This window comes from Vibrio sp. 1288 (assembly GCF_033344475.1).
Map to the genome: position 1 here is coordinate 21,490 of NZ_JAWPOX010000043.1, position 16,190 is coordinate 37,679.

The window sequence follows — 16,190 nt, forward strand, 5'->3', positions numbered from 1 at the left end:
CCTAACTATATTGTAGGAACAATTCCCCCATCAGAGATCCTTGACGGGGGTGTCTGCGTTGACGTTTAAACTGATATCGCGCTTAAACTAAAGTCGCGATCGCTTTATCCAGTTTCGCCAAGCCTTCTTCAATTTCTTGTTGTGTGATAACGAGTGATGGTGTGAAACGTACGACATTGGCACCCGCAACCAATACCATGAGACCTTGTTTACCTGCAGCAACCAGCACGTCACGCGCACGGCCTTGCCATTCTTCATTTAGTGCAGCGCCAAGTAATAGGCCTTGACCGCGCACTTCTGAGAAGATGTTGTACTTCGCGTTGATCTTCTCTAGACCTTCACGGAACAATGCTTCGCGTTCTAGCACACCAGCCAACACCTCTGGCTTAGTAACTTCATTTACAACCGCTTCTGCAACCGCACACGCTAGTGGGTTACCGCCATATGTAGAACCGTGAGTGCCCACTTTCATGTGCTCTGCCAATTTTGCTGTCGTTAGCATTGCACCGATTGGGAAACCGCCACCAAGTGATTTCGCAGTACTTAGAATATCTGGCGTGATACCTAAACCTTGGTAAGCGTAGAAGTTACCTGTACGGCCATTACCAGTTTGCACTTCATCGAAGATCAGTAAGGCGTTGTGTTTGTCACACAGCTCGCGAACCGCTTGAGCGAACTCAGGCGTTGGTGGCACGATGCCGCCTTCACCTTGTAGTGGCTCCATCATGACCGCACAAGTACGATCAGACATGTGCGCTTGTAAAGCTTCGATATCGTTGTAAGGAAGGTGTGTCACGTCGCCTGGCTTAGGACCGAAACCGTCAGAGTATGCAGCTTGGCCACCAACCGTTACGGTAAAGAATGTACGACCGTGGAAACCTTGTTTGAATGCAATGATTTCAGACTTCTCAGTGCCATGAACGTCTGCTGCATAACGACGTGCCAGCTTCAAAGCGGCTTCGTTTGCTTCTGCGCCAGAGTTAGCAAAGAACACTCGCTCAGCAAAACTCACTTCTGTTAGCTTTTTCGCCAGACGAAGGGCTGGTTCGTTCGTCATAACGTTACTTAAGTGCCAAAGCTTGTTAGCTTGCTCTGTTAGTGCGTCTACCATTACTGGATGACAATGGCCAAGACAGCTCACTGCAATACCACCAGCAAAGTCGATGTATTCATTACCTTCCTGATCCCAAACACGTGAACCTTCACCTTTAACAGGGATCATTTCCATCGGGTTATAGCAAGGTACCATTACCTCATCGAATAAACCGCGCTCTACTTTAATTTCCGTTGTCATTGCACATTCCTTCTTGATACCGCATGCGTAGCAGATAAGCGAATTTAACCGGCTCTCTTTGCCAGCAAATAATGTTTTGCATTTAAGCTATTGCGGCATTGTATTTACATTTAATTAACCATTTCAATAGTGATTTATTCTTTTCGTTCTCGAAAGCAACTTCCATTAATCACTGCTTATGACTATTTATGCATCAAGAAAGTAAAATAGAGAAGTGATTTTTTATAAATGTTATGTAATACAGGGGATAGAAGGTTTAAAAAGACATGAATAGACAAAGAGACTCGAGAGAATCGCATAGTTTTGCAATCCGCTCACCTCAGCAAAAAGATGAATGATTTGTTAAGAAAAGTGATCGCGATCAGATCGCTTTGCGTGCTAAAAAGTTCGCAAGCAACTCGTGACCTTGCTCAGTTTTGATTGATTCTGGGTGGAACTGCACCGCATCAATTGGCAAGGCTTTATGTTGGTAACCCATTATTTCATCCATGCTTCCGTCCGGCAGTTCTGTCCATGCAGTCAGTTCAAACACGTCGGGTAAAGTACCGTTTTTCACCACAAGAGAGTGATAACGGGTTACCGTGAGTGGGTTATTCAGATTTTTAAACACACTGCGACCGTTGTGACGAATTGGTGAGGTCTTGCCGTGCATCACTTGTCGAGCACGTACCACTTCCCCTCCAAACACTTGTGCAATCGCCTGATGACCAAGACAAACTCCTAGGATCGGCAACTTACCAGCGAAGTGTTCTATCGCTTTCAGTGAAATACCTGCTTCGTTCGGCGTACATGGCCCTGGCGAGATCACCAAATGAGTTGGGTTGAGCGCCTCAATGCCTTGGATATCGATTTCATCGTTACGCACCACCTTTACGTCTGCACCAAGCTCGCAGAAGTATTGGTAAAGGTTGTAGGTAAAAGAGTCGTAGTTATCGATGATCAACAACATAAAGGGTCGGTTGCTCCAATCCGTTTTGGCAATGCTTACGTAGTGAATCGCCACGTTCGTGACAATCAAGGGCGGTATTTTGCTATACCAAGCAAGAAAGGCAAGTTTTTGCTGAATAAAAAGGCCAGCATAGGCTGGCCTTTGGTCTTTACAGTTATTTAGGAACTGTTTGTCAGGAAGTAAATTCGCTTAGCGGCGACGGCGGAATAAGCCGAGACCTAGCAGCGCAAATAGCGCGCCAAAACCAAACGAACCACCATCTGAATCCTTCGACCCTTCTGTTCCAGTTTCAGTTTGCGTCATTGAAACATCACGAACAGAGCTAAACTTCACAATATTACCTGTCGAGTCAGTCACTTTCTCTTCTAACTGATAATTACCTTGCTCTGGCGTTTGTTCAAACTCAATATTCACGCTACGCGCATCAATATCAGCTTGAACTAAAGTTTGGCTAGCCGAGTAAGCTTTCGTATCGCTGCTTGCCGCAGCCGCTTGTGTGGATGGCGTTAAGTTCACCGTAACAATATCGCCCACAACCGCCGTTGGTGGTAAACGGACATCGACGGCTAAGTTGTCACCTGCTTTCGGTAAATCGATGTCATCATCTGGTAAATCAATCGCGATGATCACTGGATCGTGATCAGAGGCAGAGAACGCATCTTTGTACTTCGGCATATCACCTGTGTACTTGCTGCTGTATTCGAACAAGTTACTCTCTAGTGAGTTGATGTGCCAATCTTCAATTGCTACCACTTTTTGCGCTAGGCTACTGCTTGCCAATGCGTGGTCCAAATTACCCAGCTCGCCCGAATAGGTGTAAGAAAACGTATCAGTGCCGTGCAGCAACGTGTTTAAGTTGTGCAGACCGTAACCTTTTTCAATTTTGGTCTTCTCTACTTGAAGTTCACCATCACCAATGGTTGTGTAAGCAGCAGTATAAATGTCACGGCCGTATTTCTCTTTCGAGTAATCAGTCAGTGTCAGAAGTGGGTCTTCCATGCCATAAGCATTGAGGTCGCCCATGAGCAATACATCGCCTTTCACCTCTTTCAACGCTTCACCCACTGCGTGCGCAGCAGAAACGCGGAAGTTGTTACAGTTGCCTTGCAGATCCGCTGGCTCAGAATCTTCTACACCGGCAATCCACTCTTCAATACACTCAGAGCCTTTCGACTTAAAGTGGTTTACGACAATAGACAAATCTTCACCCGTCTCTTTCACCGTAAAGGTCTGAAGTAGACTGTGGCGTTGGTACTTATCGTAAGCAGGGTTACTTTCTGTGCCCTCTTTACGAGTAATTGTGTTTTCTGCAATGTGCTGCTCTGGCGTGATGATCACTTTTGCAGCGTCTTTTGGCGTTACTGCGTTAGCACGATATAAAATCGCCACCATGATCGCATCACTGCCAAAGTATTCGTCTTGGTATTTGTCTTGCTCTTCGATTTCGACATACGTGTAATGATCTTCAGCGTCATCAATCTCAGCATTTAGGGCATCAACTAAGTTTTGGATAGCACTGCCATCACCAAAGCCGTTGTTTTCCACTTCCATCAAACCAATGATGTCAGCGTCCATCTTGTTCATCGCCGCAACGATTTTCGCTTGTTGGGTCAGGAACTCGTCTAGGTTAGTCGCACCACGGTTTTGTCCGGTTGGGTTTTCATGACCACTGTCAGCCACGGAGTTGAAGTAGTTCAGTACGTTGAAGCTTGCAATACGCAAATCTGAGTCCGCAATCGCTGGGGCATCTTTACGAGCCACGTCGAAGCCTTCACCTGAAGTTACGAAGTTGGTGTTATTGACTTCATTTGTCGCAATCAGGCGGTATTCGTTGTAGCTGTAAGCCACGACACCCTGTAGACCTTCTACTCGAGAACCAAGGCGAATGTGCTGCTCTGAAGAGCCATCTTGATCTGCATCTTTAGCAAAATCTGGGTAGTATGGGATTTGGCCGTTTGGTGCTTTGCCATCTGATTCTAGGTATACGCGGTTCGCTGCGTTGTCTTTTGCTAGCTCAACGGCTGCATCGCTCTCTGCCGCGTGTAATTGAGTCGGCTTTAACAATGGCGCTTCATGAGAGAGCATCATATTGTTACGACGTGAATCGTAGTCGTAAGAGAAGTTTCGAGTTACAAACAAGTCACTTGCCGAGGTTAACTCAACTTGCATCCCTTCATGACGCTCAAGCGCATCACGTAGTGTCTCACCTTCTTTGATAACAAGATCGGTAACTCGAGGGGTTTCAGAGGTGCCTGTTTTCACATAGCTGTTAGCATCAGAAGCTAGCTGAGTATTGCTGTAGTACTCTTGAACTTTACCTTTCACACAAACAACGTCACCAGCTTTTAGCTCCGTGTCTGCCGCGTCAGTATGAATGAACAAGCCTTCTGAGGTCTTGTCGTTGTTGTCGCTTTCTAATGCTTGTAGGTAGAAACCTTTGGTTAGGCCAGTGGTAACAGCAGTCACGACACCCGTTACGAAATGATCTTCGTCAGTAATGTATGGGTAACCATCAATGAATGGAGACGTATCGCCTTCACCTTGAATATCTTGGATGGTAGTGAAGTTAGGTTGCTGACCGTCGACTTCACAAGCGAATGGTGCTGGTGGCTCAGTCGCATTTAGCTCACCAAGGCCGTCAATGTTGTCTTTCTCAAATGCCGTCCACTGAGATGCATCATAAGTAGCAGAAGGGGTTAGTGCATCACTGTTACGAACTAATGTGGTGTCTTTACCAAAATCTACGTCACCCATCACACCGATGATGTCGTGCACTTCACCATCTTTAAGCAGTGCGATCGGGTCGTCACCGTTAAAGTTCGCAACGCTTTTATCTGTGATATCCGAGACAGCTTTGATGGTATCGCTCGCGTCACCATGCGCCAGTACATACACTTGGTTAGCTTGTAGCGTCACTTGGCTAAGGTCGAATGTGCTACCCCAAGTACCACCACCGTTTGATGATTTCGCCAACTCGTAGCCAGTGAGTGTCACCGCAGTATCACCCGTATTAGCGATCTCTACCGCTTTATTATAAGCGCCGCCTTCTACGTATTGGGAAATAATAATCTCTGCGTTCGCGTTTGCACTAAGTGCACTGGCGATGGTTAATGCGAGTATTGAGGGTTTGATTAACGTGTCCATTGTCGTACCTGATATTTATGTAAATGCAAATTTAGCTCTGGTTAGAGCCTGCCATTTGCGTCTACTATCAGGTTTATTTATGAAATAAATAAGAATGAGCAATTAAAGCCGTGAAATGAATCACATGTGAATATAAGAAAATATGCCAGAGCATCCCATTCAAACATTTTTTGTAATAAATACAGAGCGCTATTGATAAACAAATCAGAATTTAGATTGATTACTCAGTTTACTTTTTCACTTCATGTTAAGGAGTAGAAAATACATCACTTGTTGAGTTGCTTATTAACCCAACCGTTCCTGTTACAAATAAAAAATATAATTAGTCACTAATTTAGAATGCTTTAATTTTCACTTGTATCACTGTTCAAGCCCAAGAATCTATTACTCGCTTCGTTCTCTCTTATACAGGCCCCTCATACTTCAAAGTTTTCATGATTTATTCAATAACTTTTCATTACTCACTAGCCAAAAACATACACAAAAGATATAACACCTGCGCGAGACAATAAGATCTCATTAGCTGTAAACCCAGGAACGACAAATGAAAACAATTCAACGCAGTGTGCTAGCTCTCTCCCTACTTGGCTTGATAGCGGGGTGTCAGTTGACCGCCAGTGAGCCACTTCAACCTACGGCGAATCAAGACATCATCGAATCAGCCAAAAATGAACTGGATGGTATTGAAGAGCTAGAAGTCAGTGACGAGGGTGTTATTACCTTTACTCAGCGTCTAAGAACGCCAGGAACCTACTGGATTCCAGCGAGAATTAAAGAACTCAGCTACGATATATCATGCGTACAGCTTAGTTACTTCATTGATAGAGGCATGGTTGTGAAGTCTGCCTTTCTAGGGGCTCGAGGACGTGTTGAATATTACGACATGGAACGCTGTATGAAAGACACACCATTTCAGTAATACAGGCATAAAAAAAGCTCCACCAAAGTGGAGCTTTTTCGTATTCGTTCTTAGCAACTATGGGCGAGCTACAAAACCTACTGCTTCGTATGCTTTCTTAAGCGTTTCAGCCGCTCGTGCCGAGGCTTTCTCAGCGCCTTGCTGCATTACCTCGTCCATGTAAGCACGATCAGCGCGAATACGGCGATATTCTGCTTGAATTGGCTCAAGCATTGCTACAACTGCCTCACCAACATCTTTCTTAAATGGGCCATACATTTCTACGCCTTGGTACTTCGCTTCAATCTCTTCGAAGCTCATGCCTGTCGCCGCAGAGTACAGACCCATTAGGTTAGCAATGCCCGCCTTGTTCTCGATATCATGACGGATACTTGGTGGCGTTTCGGTATCGGTTTGCGCTTTGTTGATCTTCTTAAGGATCGACTTAGGCTCTTCCAGCAGCGTGATAACGTTCTTACGGTTGTCATCAGATTTAGACATCTTCTTCGTTGCGTCTTGAAGGCTCATTACACGCGCATTTACTGTCGGAATGTAAGGCTCTGGAACTTGGAAGATTGGCTGCTCTGGCGAGTAAATATTGTTGAAACGCGTTGCGATATCGCGCGCTAATTCTAGATGTTGCTTCTGGTCACTGCCTACAGGTACTTGGTGTGCACCGTAAAGCAAAATGTCAGCCGCCATCAACACCGGGTAGTCAAATAGACCGACGTTTACGTCATTCGCGTAACGAGCCGATTTGTCTTTAAACTGAGTCATACGGCTCAGCTCACCCATTTGAGTGTAGCAGTTAAGAAGCCAACCTAATTGAGCATGCTCTGGTACATGTGACTGAACAAATAGCGTGCTCTTCTTCGGGTCAACACCAACTGCCAGACAAATTGCCAGTGCGTCTAGAGTTGCTTCATGCAGCGCTTTAGGGTCCTGACGAACCGTAATCGCGTGAAGGTCTACCACACAATATTGGCAATCATAATCGTCTTGCATCTGCTGCCATTGACGTAGAGCACCCAAGTAGTTACCGATACTTAGTTCACCTGAAGGTTGAACACCACTCAATACAATGGGTTTGCTCATTAGAATGATTCCTTTGACTTCTTAATCTAATTAAATGAAAAAAACCGTGCAGTAATAGGTGCACGGTTTACTCAGTGTACTCATTAACGAGTATTTTGGAAGCTCTTTTGTAGCCGTTATGCAGAAACCGCTACAACGTCCAATAATTCTGCCAAACTGTCAGCGACGAAATCTGGATTTGATGCTGAAATAGGTTCACCGTGGTTGTAACCATATGTCAGACCAAATGAGGCACAGCCTGCATTCTTTGCTGCGAGAATGTCGTTTTTCGAGTCGCCAACCATCAGCATTTCACTTGGTTGGATTTGGTGCTTTTCCATCAACCAGTTCAATGCTACTGGGTTTGGTTTTTTCTCTGGGAATGCATCACCGCCAAGGACATCAACGAAGTATTTTGCGATGTCGTGCTTTTCCAAAACGTCAGGCACAAACTTTGAAGGTTTGTTAGTCACCAACGCCATAACAAAGCCCGCTTTGTGCAGCTCTGCTAGTGTCTCTTTTACCGTTGGGTAAAGATGACTTAGCTTGTGACCGCTTTGCTCGTAGTAGTCATCAAACAATACACGCGCTTTAGCACGAAGCTCTTCACTCAGCTCTGGGTTGATGGTCAGGCTTTGGCTTAATGAGCGACCAATAAGCACGTCTGCGCCGTTACCCACATAATCACGAACTTGTTCTTCTGAAACCGATGGAAAGCCAAGCGCCTGTACTGCTTGGTCTGCCGCGACAGCTAGATCTGGCACGCTATCAAGCAAAGTACCATCTAGATCGAAGGCGATGAATTTAATGTCTTGTTGAGTCATAACTTCCCTGAGGATTTTTATTTATAAATCGGTGAAAACGACAAAGGATGGCACCCCATCCTTTGTTTTTATCATTATGTCTAATTCTACAGTAACTGTTTGTTTCGTCGTTACTTTGCAGCAATACGCTGACGAACTGCCTCAAACAAACAGATGCCGGATGCCACAGATACGTTCAAGCTTGAAACGCTACCAGCCATTGGGATCTTAATCAAATCGTCGCAGGTTTCACGAGTTAGACGACGCATACCGTCACCTTCTGCCCCCATTACGATAGCAAGGGGTCCAGTCAGTTTGGCTTGGTAGATGTCGTGCGTTGCTTCACCCGCAGTACCAACAAACCAGATGCCTTTCTCTTGCAATGTGCGCATAGTACGAGCCAAGTTAGTCACTCGGATCAATGGCACGACTTCAGCTGCACCACAAGCGACTTTACTTACCGTCGCATTCATTGGCGCAGAACGATCTTTCGGTACGATGATCGCCGCAGCACCTGCCGCATCTGCGTTACGTAAACACGCACCAAGATTGTGTGGATCGGTCACTCCGTCTAACACTAATAGCAGTGGTGATTCGTGCTGCGCCAGGATGTCATCTATATCGTTCTCATTCAGCTGCTTCGCTGGTTTCACACGAGCGATGATGCCTTGGTGATTTGCACCGCGCGCTTTGTCATCCAAGGTTTTACGTGTCATCTGCTGAATAGAAACACCACAAACCTGAAGATCATTTAGGATTGGCATTAGGCGATCATCTTGACGACCTTTTAAAACGTACGCCTCGATAAAACGCTCTGGTTCGCGCTCCAATACCGCCTTCACTGCGTGAATGCCGTAGATAAATTCGTTACTCATTGTTTAACCTGTTGTTCTGGTCGTATTGCCTGCGCCAACCAAGTTTGAACTAAGTTGGCGCTTCAACCTACTGCGCTTCTTTTTTAGTGCGCTTGGTTTTCTTCGGCTTACTGTGCGGCTTCTTTTTACGTGCTTTTTTCACTTTAGGCTTCTCGTTGCCTTCAGCGTCACCACGTTTTGGGCCATTACGCTTACTCGTTGCGCCCGTTTCTTCTGGGCGTTTAGTTGGCTCTATCGCAGGAACTGCACGAGCCGCGCCACCTTCCTTCGATGAAGAGCGAGTCGCAGCGCGTTTTTTATCTTTCGCTTTGCGTTTTGCTTCCGCTGCGCGTTTCTTCGCAGTCTTACCTTCGCCGCGTAGCTTACGACTTGTTTCGACCAATTCAAAGTCAATTTGCTTGTCATCGAGGTTAACAGCCAGTACTTTTACTTTTACTGCATCACCTAAGCGGTAGATGTTACCGAAACTTTCACCAATAAGTCGTTGACCAATCGGGTCAAATTGATAGTAGTCGTTCGCAAGGGTAGAAATATGTACCAAACCATCGATGTGCAAATCCGTTAAACGTACAAAGAAGCCAAAGCTAGTGACATTAGCGATAACACCGTCTAGTTCGTCACCGACGTGGTCTTGCATATATTCACACTTCAGCCAATCCGCAACATCACGTGTTGCATCATCAGCACGGCGCTCTGTCATCGAACATTGTTCGCCGTAAAAATCCATGTCGTCAAACGAGTAATGATAGCCACCTGTTGGTGTCCAGCGATCTTGATTACGACCTTCTTCTTTAGCAATCAGATACTTGATTGCACGGTGAAGTAACAAGTCAGGGTAACGACGAATTGGCGACGTAAAGTGCGCATAGCGTTTCAATGCCAACCCAAAGTGCCCCGCGTTATCTGCGTTGTATACCGCTTGCTTCATTGAGCGTAGCAGCATGGTCTGAATCAACTCTTGATCTTGACGCCCGGAGATTTGACGTGCGAGATCAGCATAGTCCGTTGGTGAAGGCTCTAAACCACCTTTTAGCTCAAGACCAAGTTCACTTAAGAAGTCACGGAAACCTTGCAGGCGTAATTCACCTGGAGATTCGTGGATACGATAAAGCGCGGGCTCTTTCGCTTTTTCTACCAGCGATGCCGAAGCAATGTTGGCTAAAATCATACATTCTTCGATGATCTTATGCGCGTCATTACGAATTACTGGCTCAATGCTTTCGATTTTACGTTCCGCATTGAAAATAAATTTGGTTTCAACGGTTTCAAATTCGATTGCACCGCGTTGATCTCGTGCTTCTTTCAGCACTTTGTACATCTTGTGCAACTCTTCTAGATGAGAAACAAGCGGCTGGTAGCGCTCACGTAGTTCTTCATCCCCTTCTAGAATCGCGCTCACTTTGCTATATGTGAGACGAGCGTGCGAGTTCATCACCGCCTCGTAATGCTTGTAACCAGACAGCTTACCTGTATCGGAAATGGTCATTTCGCACACCATACACAAGCGATCTACTTGCGGGTTAAGCGAACATAGACCGTTCGACAGTACTTCTGGCAACATTGGCACAACTTGCGAAGGGAAATATACTGAGTTACCACGATTGATCGCTTCTTTGTCCAACGCAGAGTCAGGACGAACGTAGTAACTGACGTCAGCAATCGCTACCCATAAACGCCAACCACCTTCTTTGTTCTTTTCACAGTAAACGGCATCATCAAAGTCTCGTGCGTCTTCGCCGTCAATGGTCACTAGTGGCAAATCACGTAGATCCACACGACCAACTTTCGCTTCTTCTGGTACTTCTTCGCCTAAGTTTTCGATTTGTTTATCGACGGCTTCTGGCCATTCGTGAGGGATTTGGTGTGTACGAATCGCAATTTGTGTTTCCATACCTGGTGCCATGTTTTCACCAAGGACTTCAACCACTTTACCCATCATGCCGCGTGAGCGTGAGCCACGATCAGTAATTTCAATTACGACTACGTTACCCATGCGTGCACCCGCTTTGTGCTCATTTGGGATCAGGATATCTTGGCTGATACGCGAGTCATCTGGGACAACATAGGAGTATCCATATTCAAGGAAGAAACGACCAACGATTTGATCATTACGCTCCTCTAGCACACGCACCAAACGTCCTTCACGGCGGCCGCGCTTGCTGTTGTCTGTAGGTTGCACTAAGACAAAATCACCGTGGATGATGTTCTTCATCTGATGGTGCGGTAACAGAATATCATCATCCTTGCCGACGCTGCCTTCTGGACGTACCCAACCATGGCCATCACGATGACCAATCACGTAACCTTTCACCATTTCAAGTTTTTCAGGCAATGCATAGCACTGACGGCGGGTAAACACCAGTTGGCCATCTCGCTCCATCGCACGTAGCCGACGACGCAACCCTTCGTATTGCTCTTCGCCCTGAAGCTTTAGTGCCTCAAACAAGTCGTTACGATTCATTGGAACGCCCGCTTGCTCTAGAAACTCGATGATAAACTCTCGGCTTGGAATTGGATTTTCGTAATTTTTGGATTCACGATCTGCAAAAGGATCGTTTGGAATATTGTCTGACATAGGCACGCCTATCTAGCAAGGAAGGTATATGGCTAGTATATCTGAGTCTCTCGATAAGCTACAGAATTGCTTTGAAAAAAGAATGATCGAGATCGACTCTAGGCATGCAAATGAGTTAAGGACGAGCCAGCAAGATCAAAAGTTCAGAATTGTCACTGAGCAAGGATTCAATCGTGCAGTCATCCAACTCCGCCAGAAAGGCACTTTTTGCTTTCGCCAATTTATCTTTGAGGCGGCAAGCAGGGGTAATATGGCAAAAATCCACACCACAGTTGACTAAATCTAACGGCTCTAAATCGCGCACAACACCACCGACTGTGATTTCAGAAGCAGGTTTCATCAGCCGAATACCACCGTTTTTTCCACGCACGGTGTGGACATAACCTAGTTGCCCTAAACGGTTGATAACTTTGACCATATGGTTACGTGACACACCAAATAAATCCGTCACTTCGGTAATGCTGGTTAACTCATCTTCCGGCAACGAAGCCAAGAAAATTAAGGTTCTCAACGCATAATCAGTGAAACTAGTTAACTGCATATTCTCTCCCAAAGTGCGACTCAATAACCCGCTGGTGATGCTAAAACCCCAAACTTGAGCTATCGATAAAAGTGTAAATCTTTTCTTGATCGAAAGATACATTTGAGATACAACTTTAAACATGTATTATAAATACAACTTAAAGTAGGAAGCCCTTATGCTCAGCAATCAAACTATCGAGATCGTCAAAGCGACCGCACCACTCATCGCCGAAACAGGACCAAAACTGACCGCGCACTTTTACGAGCGTATGTTTACTCATAACCCTGAGTTGAAAGATATTTTTAACATGAGTAACCAGCGTAACGGCGATCAGCGTGAAGCATTATTCAACGCTATCTGTGCCTATGCTGCCAATATTGAAAATTTGCCAGCTCTGCTTGGCGCAGTAGAGAAAATTGCGCATAAGCACACGAGCTTTTTGATCACAGAAGATCAGTACCAAATCGTTGGTAAGCATTTACTTGCGACAATCGATGAGCTTTTTAATCCAGGTCAAGAAGTGTTGGATGCTTGGGCTGAGGCTTACGGCGTACTTGCGAATGTATTTATTCAGCGCGAAGAACAAATTTACCAACAAAATGAAGCTTTGGAAGGCGGCTGGCGCGGTCTACGCGAATTTGAATTAGTCGATAAAAAGATTGAGAGCGAACACATTTGCAGCTTTGTGTTCAAGCCAACCGATGGCCAAAAAGTGGCGCCGTATAAACCGGGACAATACCTTGGCATCTACATCAACAGTGACCAGTTAGAAAACCAAGAAATTCGCCAATATAGCCTGTCTTCTGCGGTCCAAGAGAACACCTACCGTATCTCAGTAAAACGTGAAGAAGGCGGAAAAGTGTCGAACTACCTGCACGATAGCCTGAACATTGGCGAAAAAGTGCAGCTTGCAGCCCCTGCCGGTGATTTCTTTATGGATGCCGAACCACAAACACCCGTTGTTCTAATTTCTGCTGGTGTGGGACTTACTCCAACGCTGTCAATGCTAGAAAGTCTCTCAGCACATCAAGCACCTGTAACTTGGGTTCATGCAACCGAAAATGGCCAACAGCATGCTTTCAAGCAACACGTAAACCAACTCGTTGCAGAAAAAGAAAATATGAACGCGCTCGTTTGGTATAACCAACCAACGGCAGAAGACAAGCTAGGTGAAGACTTCCACTTCACGGGCTTTGTCAATCTGTATGAAATTGAAGCTGCATTAAAGCAATATAACGTGCAGGTATACTTCTGTGGTCCTGTAGGATTTATGCAGCACGTAGCGAAACAGCTATTAGAACTTGGCGTACCAGAAGAGCAATTCCATTACGAATGCTTCGGTCCACACAAAGTGGTTTAAGCGTTACCAACTATCGGGAAAACAACAAAGCCCACGTGACGTGGGCTTTGTTGTATGAAGTTGTTTGCAATATTGAAGCGTTACCAAAAGGTGTCTCGCCGTTTAGCTCGAGCAATAACGTTTTGTGGCATGCGCTGTTCAAGGCCGTTTCTCAATACAGTTATGCGCTTATGCTGCCGCTTATCTGCTGTGACAGAGTTATATAACCAACGATACGCATCTTCGTAATCGAGTGGACTGCCATAATCACGTAAAAGCAACTCGGCCAGATGAATACGCGCGTTTAGGTTTCCCATTGACGCAGCTTCTCGCAAATATGGAATTGCACGTTCTTTATCTTGCTGTACTAAAGTGCCACGCGAATAGTATCGGCCAATCTGCTCTAGTGCAGCAGGTAACCCCTGATGCGCTGCATTTTCGATGTAGTAAAGACCCAGTTCGACATCTTGCTCGACACACACACCCCAAGCCAACATATCTCCGTATAGAAACTCATAAGCGGGTAAGTTAATTCGAGTCGCACGAGCTACGATATCCTCCACCAGCTGGCAGTTATCAGCGCGCACACGTTGTAAGTGCTTATTTTGCTCAATAAGCTTTATCAGCTCTGCTTCGGTATAGATCGGAACTGGTGCCCCCACATCGGCAACATTGGCTTTCACTGTGGTAGCAACCAAGGTCAACAACAGTGAAGCAGCCACTGTTCGTAACTTCATAAACGTACCCTTAAGGTATCTAAGAAACCAAAGATCGGTGAAGGATCTCCTCTGCTTGATAACCTTATCGGCAAAAAACAGCTAAGCTTTAGACAATTTTTGCCTCTGATTTAGGCTCAGCGGCAAAAGCTTGCCATATGAGAGTCACGCTGTTTTTGTTCAGATACAAAAAAGCCGACCAGAAGGTCGGCTTTTGCAATCTTTAACGGCTATCAATTAAGCTTCGAATGGGTGAACTTTGATGATAGTTTCGTTACGGTCAGGACCTGTAGAGATGATGTCTACTGGAACGCCAGTTAGCTCTTCAATACGCTTGATGTAGTCAAGAGCTGCTTGTGGTAGAGCATCTAGTGACTTAGCACCAAATGTGTTCTCAGACCAACCAGGCATTGTTTCGTAGATTGGCGTTGCTTTTTCGAATGCTTCAGCAGCCATCGGAGAAACTTCTAGCACGGAGCCATCTTCCATCTTGTAACCAGTACAGATTTTTAGCTCTTCTAGACCATCTAGTACGTCTAGTTTAGTTAGACAGAAACCAGATACAGAGTTGATTTGGATTGCACGACGCATAGCAACAGCATCGAACCAACCTGTACGACGTAGACGACCAGTTGTCGCACCGAACTCGTGGCCAACTTCACCTAAGTGCTTACCAATTGGATCTTGCTTATCTAAACCGTCGTATAGTTCAGTCGGGAATGGACCAGCACCAACGCGAGTACAGTACGCTTTTGCGATACCCAAGATGTAACCGATGTGACGAGGACCAAAACCAGAACCTGCAGCAACACCACCAGCAGTCGTGTTAGAAGACGTTACGTACGGGTAAGTACCGTGGTCGATATCAAGTAGTGTACCTTGTGCACCTTCGAACATGATCTTGTCGCCGCGCTTACGTGCTGCGTCTAGTTCGTCAGTTACGTCGATAACCATTGAAGTTAGTAGCTCAGCGTAGCCTTTCGCTTGCTCAAGTACTTCTTCGTAGCTTACTGGCTCCGCTTTGTAGAAGTTAACTAGTTGGAAGTTATGGAACTCCATGACTTCTTTTAGCTTCTCTGCGAAAGTCGCCATATCGAATAGGTCACCAACGCGTAGACCGCGACGAGCAACTTTATCTTCGTATGCTGGACCGATACCACGACCAGTAGTACCGATAGCTTTTTTACCGCGAGCGATTTCGCGAGCTTGGTCCATTGCAACGTGGTAAGGAAGAATTAGCGGACATGCTTCAGAAATGAAAAGACGCTCGCGTACTGGAATACCGCGCTCTTCAAGAGGCTTCATTTCTTTAAGTAGAGCTTCAGGTGATAGTACAACACCGTTACCGATAACACATTTTACGTTATCGCGAAGGATACCTGATGGAATTAAGTGAAGAACGGTTTTTTCACCGTCAATTACGAGAGTGTGACCTGCGTTGTGACCGCCTTGGTAGCGTACCACGTATTTTGCATCTTCAGTTAAAAGGTCTACGATTTTACCTTTACCTTCGTCACCCCATTGGGTGCCTAGAACGACTACGTTATTTCCCATCTTTCCAAGTCTGATTGCTAGTTAAAAATGGATTCTAGCACCGAATCTCACTTCTTGCAGTCATTTTTTGTTCACAGAGTCGCTACCAGAATGTCATCTTGCCGCTTTGTTCATTTTGAAATCAGCATATCACTGATAGTATTTAGCTTTCTCTATTCGACTGGAAAGCGCTATGTCTGAATCCATATGGTTGGCGATTGGGCTCGTCTTGATCGTGGAAGGCATTGGGCCGCTGATTGCTCCTAACGGTTGGCGGAATATGGTGGCTCAATTAAGTGAACAACCCAACAATCAGCTACGACGCATCGGTGGCTGCCTAGTAATTGCTGGAGCCGTCATCGCCATCATGATGAGCTAGCACTTAGCATCATGACCCGTCCTGATATGGGTTGACACTTTTTAACTAAAACGCTCGATGTACTTCATCGGGCGTTTTGTATTTTAAA

The 16,190-nt window shown here is 45.7% G+C and carries 13 protein-coding genes; 3 read left to right on the plus strand and 10 right to left on the minus strand.

Going from position 1 to position 16,190, the window contains the following annotated elements; translation table 11 throughout:
* Positions 1-82: 82 nt before the first annotated feature.
* The 3 genes from R8O11_RS21965 to R8O11_RS21975 form a co-directional block, all read right to left on the minus strand.
* A complete protein-coding gene (locus tag R8O11_RS21965; protein ID WP_042523636.1) occupies positions 83-1,294 on the minus strand; it encodes an aspartate aminotransferase family protein in 1,212 nt (403 codons plus the stop codon).
* Between the two features lie 361 nt (positions 1,295-1,655).
* Positions 1,656-2,243 (minus strand): aminodeoxychorismate/anthranilate synthase component II, encoded by a 588-nt coding sequence (locus R8O11_RS21970; protein WP_031780782.1) that lies wholly within the window; start codon positions 2,241-2,243, stop codon positions 1,656-1,658.
* A 189-nt stretch (positions 2,244-2,432) separates the two neighbouring features.
* Positions 2,433-5,387, minus strand: a complete 2,955-nt coding sequence (locus tag R8O11_RS21975) for an ExeM/NucH family extracellular endonuclease (RefSeq protein WP_318194433.1) — start codon at positions 5,385-5,387, stop codon at positions 2,433-2,435.
* Between the two features lie 544 nt (positions 5,388-5,931).
* Here R8O11_RS21975 and R8O11_RS21980 point away from each other — a divergent pair.
* The gene (locus R8O11_RS21980) at positions 5,932-6,306 is read left to right on the plus strand and encodes a hypothetical protein (protein ID WP_064354374.1); all 375 of its coding nucleotides are present in this window, start codon (positions 5,932-5,934) and stop codon (positions 6,304-6,306) included.
* A gap of 57 nt (positions 6,307-6,363) precedes the next feature.
* Here R8O11_RS21980 and trpS read toward each other — a convergent pair whose 3' ends face one another.
* The 5 genes from trpS to nsrR all read right to left on the minus strand — a co-directional run bounded on the left by trpS (position 6,364) and on the right by nsrR (position 12,153).
* Positions 6,364-7,380 carry a tryptophan--tRNA ligase gene (gene trpS, locus R8O11_RS21985; protein WP_213905009.1) on the minus strand — a complete coding sequence of 339 codons (1,017 nt, stop codon included), beginning with the start codon at positions 7,378-7,380 and terminating at the stop codon, positions 6,364-6,366.
* 116 nt (positions 7,381-7,496) lie between these two features.
* A complete protein-coding gene (locus R8O11_RS21990) occupies positions 7,497-8,183 on the minus strand; it encodes a phosphoglycolate phosphatase (RefSeq protein ID WP_005382834.1) in 687 nt (228 codons plus the stop codon).
* A gap of 110 nt (positions 8,184-8,293) precedes the next feature.
* Positions 8,294-9,037 (minus strand): 23S rRNA (guanosine(2251)-2'-O)-methyltransferase RlmB, encoded by a 744-nt coding sequence (rlmB, locus tag R8O11_RS21995; protein WP_005381395.1) that lies wholly within the window; start codon positions 9,035-9,037, stop codon positions 8,294-8,296.
* Positions 9,038-9,104: 67 nt separating this feature from the next.
* A complete protein-coding gene (rnr, locus tag R8O11_RS22000; RefSeq protein ID WP_064377070.1) occupies positions 9,105-11,612 on the minus strand; it encodes a ribonuclease R in 2,508 nt (835 codons plus the stop codon).
* Between the two features lie 115 nt (positions 11,613-11,727).
* Positions 11,728-12,153, minus strand: coding sequence for a nitric oxide-sensing transcriptional repressor NsrR (gene nsrR, locus R8O11_RS22005; RefSeq protein WP_005381392.1), 426 nt, complete (start codon positions 12,151-12,153; stop codon positions 11,728-11,730).
* Positions 12,154-12,310: 157 nt separating this feature from the next.
* Here nsrR and hmpA point away from each other — a divergent pair, with 157 nt between their 5' ends.
* Positions 12,311-13,495, plus strand: a complete 1,185-nt coding sequence (hmpA, locus tag R8O11_RS22010) for an NO-inducible flavohemoprotein (protein WP_225492174.1) — start codon at positions 12,311-12,313, stop codon at positions 13,493-13,495.
* Between the two features lie 80 nt (positions 13,496-13,575).
* Here hmpA and motX read toward each other — a convergent pair whose 3' ends face one another.
* Positions 13,576-14,211 (minus strand): flagellar protein MotX, encoded by a 636-nt coding sequence (gene motX / locus R8O11_RS22015; RefSeq protein ID WP_005381388.1) that lies wholly within the window; start codon positions 14,209-14,211, stop codon positions 13,576-13,578.
* 216 nt (positions 14,212-14,427) lie between these two features.
* Positions 14,428-15,744 carry an adenylosuccinate synthase gene (locus tag R8O11_RS22020; RefSeq protein ID WP_005381385.1) on the minus strand — a complete coding sequence of 439 codons (1,317 nt, stop codon included), beginning with the start codon at positions 15,742-15,744 and terminating at the stop codon, positions 14,428-14,430.
* Between the two features lie 172 nt (positions 15,745-15,916).
* On the opposite strand from R8O11_RS22020, the gene R8O11_RS22025 reads away from it, so the two are divergent.
* Positions 15,917-16,102: a DUF2065 domain-containing protein gene (locus R8O11_RS22025; protein WP_318111925.1), complete on the plus strand. Its 186-nt coding sequence runs from the start codon at positions 15,917-15,919 to the stop codon at positions 16,100-16,102.
* Positions 16,103-16,190 lie beyond the last annotated feature (88 nt).

Coding starts and splice junctions, on each gene's coding strand:
- R8O11_RS21965 (WP_042523636.1), bottom strand. CDS start 1,294: ATGACAACGGAAATTAAAGTAGAGCGCGGTTTATTCGATGAGGTAATG.
- R8O11_RS21970 (WP_031780782.1), bottom strand. CDS start 2,243: ATGTTGTTGATCATCGATAACTACGACTCTTTTACCTACAACCTTTAC.
- R8O11_RS21975 (WP_318194433.1), bottom strand. CDS start 5,387: ATGGACACGTTAATCAAACCCTCAATACTCGCATTAACCATCGCCAGT.
- R8O11_RS21980 (WP_064354374.1), top strand. CDS start 5,932: ATGAAAACAATTCAACGCAGTGTGCTAGCTCTCTCCCTACTTGGCTTG.
- trpS (WP_213905009.1), bottom strand. CDS start 7,380: ATGAGCAAACCCATTGTATTGAGTGGTGTTCAACCTTCAGGTGAACTA.
- R8O11_RS21990 (WP_005382834.1), bottom strand. CDS start 8,183: ATGACTCAACAAGACATTAAATTCATCGCCTTCGATCTAGATGGTACT.
- rlmB (WP_005381395.1), bottom strand. CDS start 9,037: ATGAGTAACGAATTTATCTACGGCATTCACGCAGTGAAGGCGGTATTG.
- rnr (WP_064377070.1), bottom strand. CDS start 11,612: ATGTCAGACAATATTCCAAACGATCCTTTTGCAGATCGTGAATCCAAA.
- nsrR (WP_005381392.1), bottom strand. CDS start 12,153: ATGCAGTTAACTAGTTTCACTGATTATGCGTTGAGAACCTTAATTTTC.
- hmpA (WP_225492174.1), top strand. CDS start 12,311: ATGCTCAGCAATCAAACTATCGAGATCGTCAAAGCGACCGCACCACTC.
- motX (WP_005381388.1), bottom strand. CDS start 14,211: ATGAAGTTACGAACAGTGGCTGCTTCACTGTTGTTGACCTTGGTTGCT.
- R8O11_RS22020 (WP_005381385.1), bottom strand. CDS start 15,744: ATGGGAAATAACGTAGTCGTTCTAGGCACCCAATGGGGTGACGAAGGT.
- R8O11_RS22025 (WP_318111925.1), top strand. CDS start 15,917: ATGTCTGAATCCATATGGTTGGCGATTGGGCTCGTCTTGATCGTGGAA.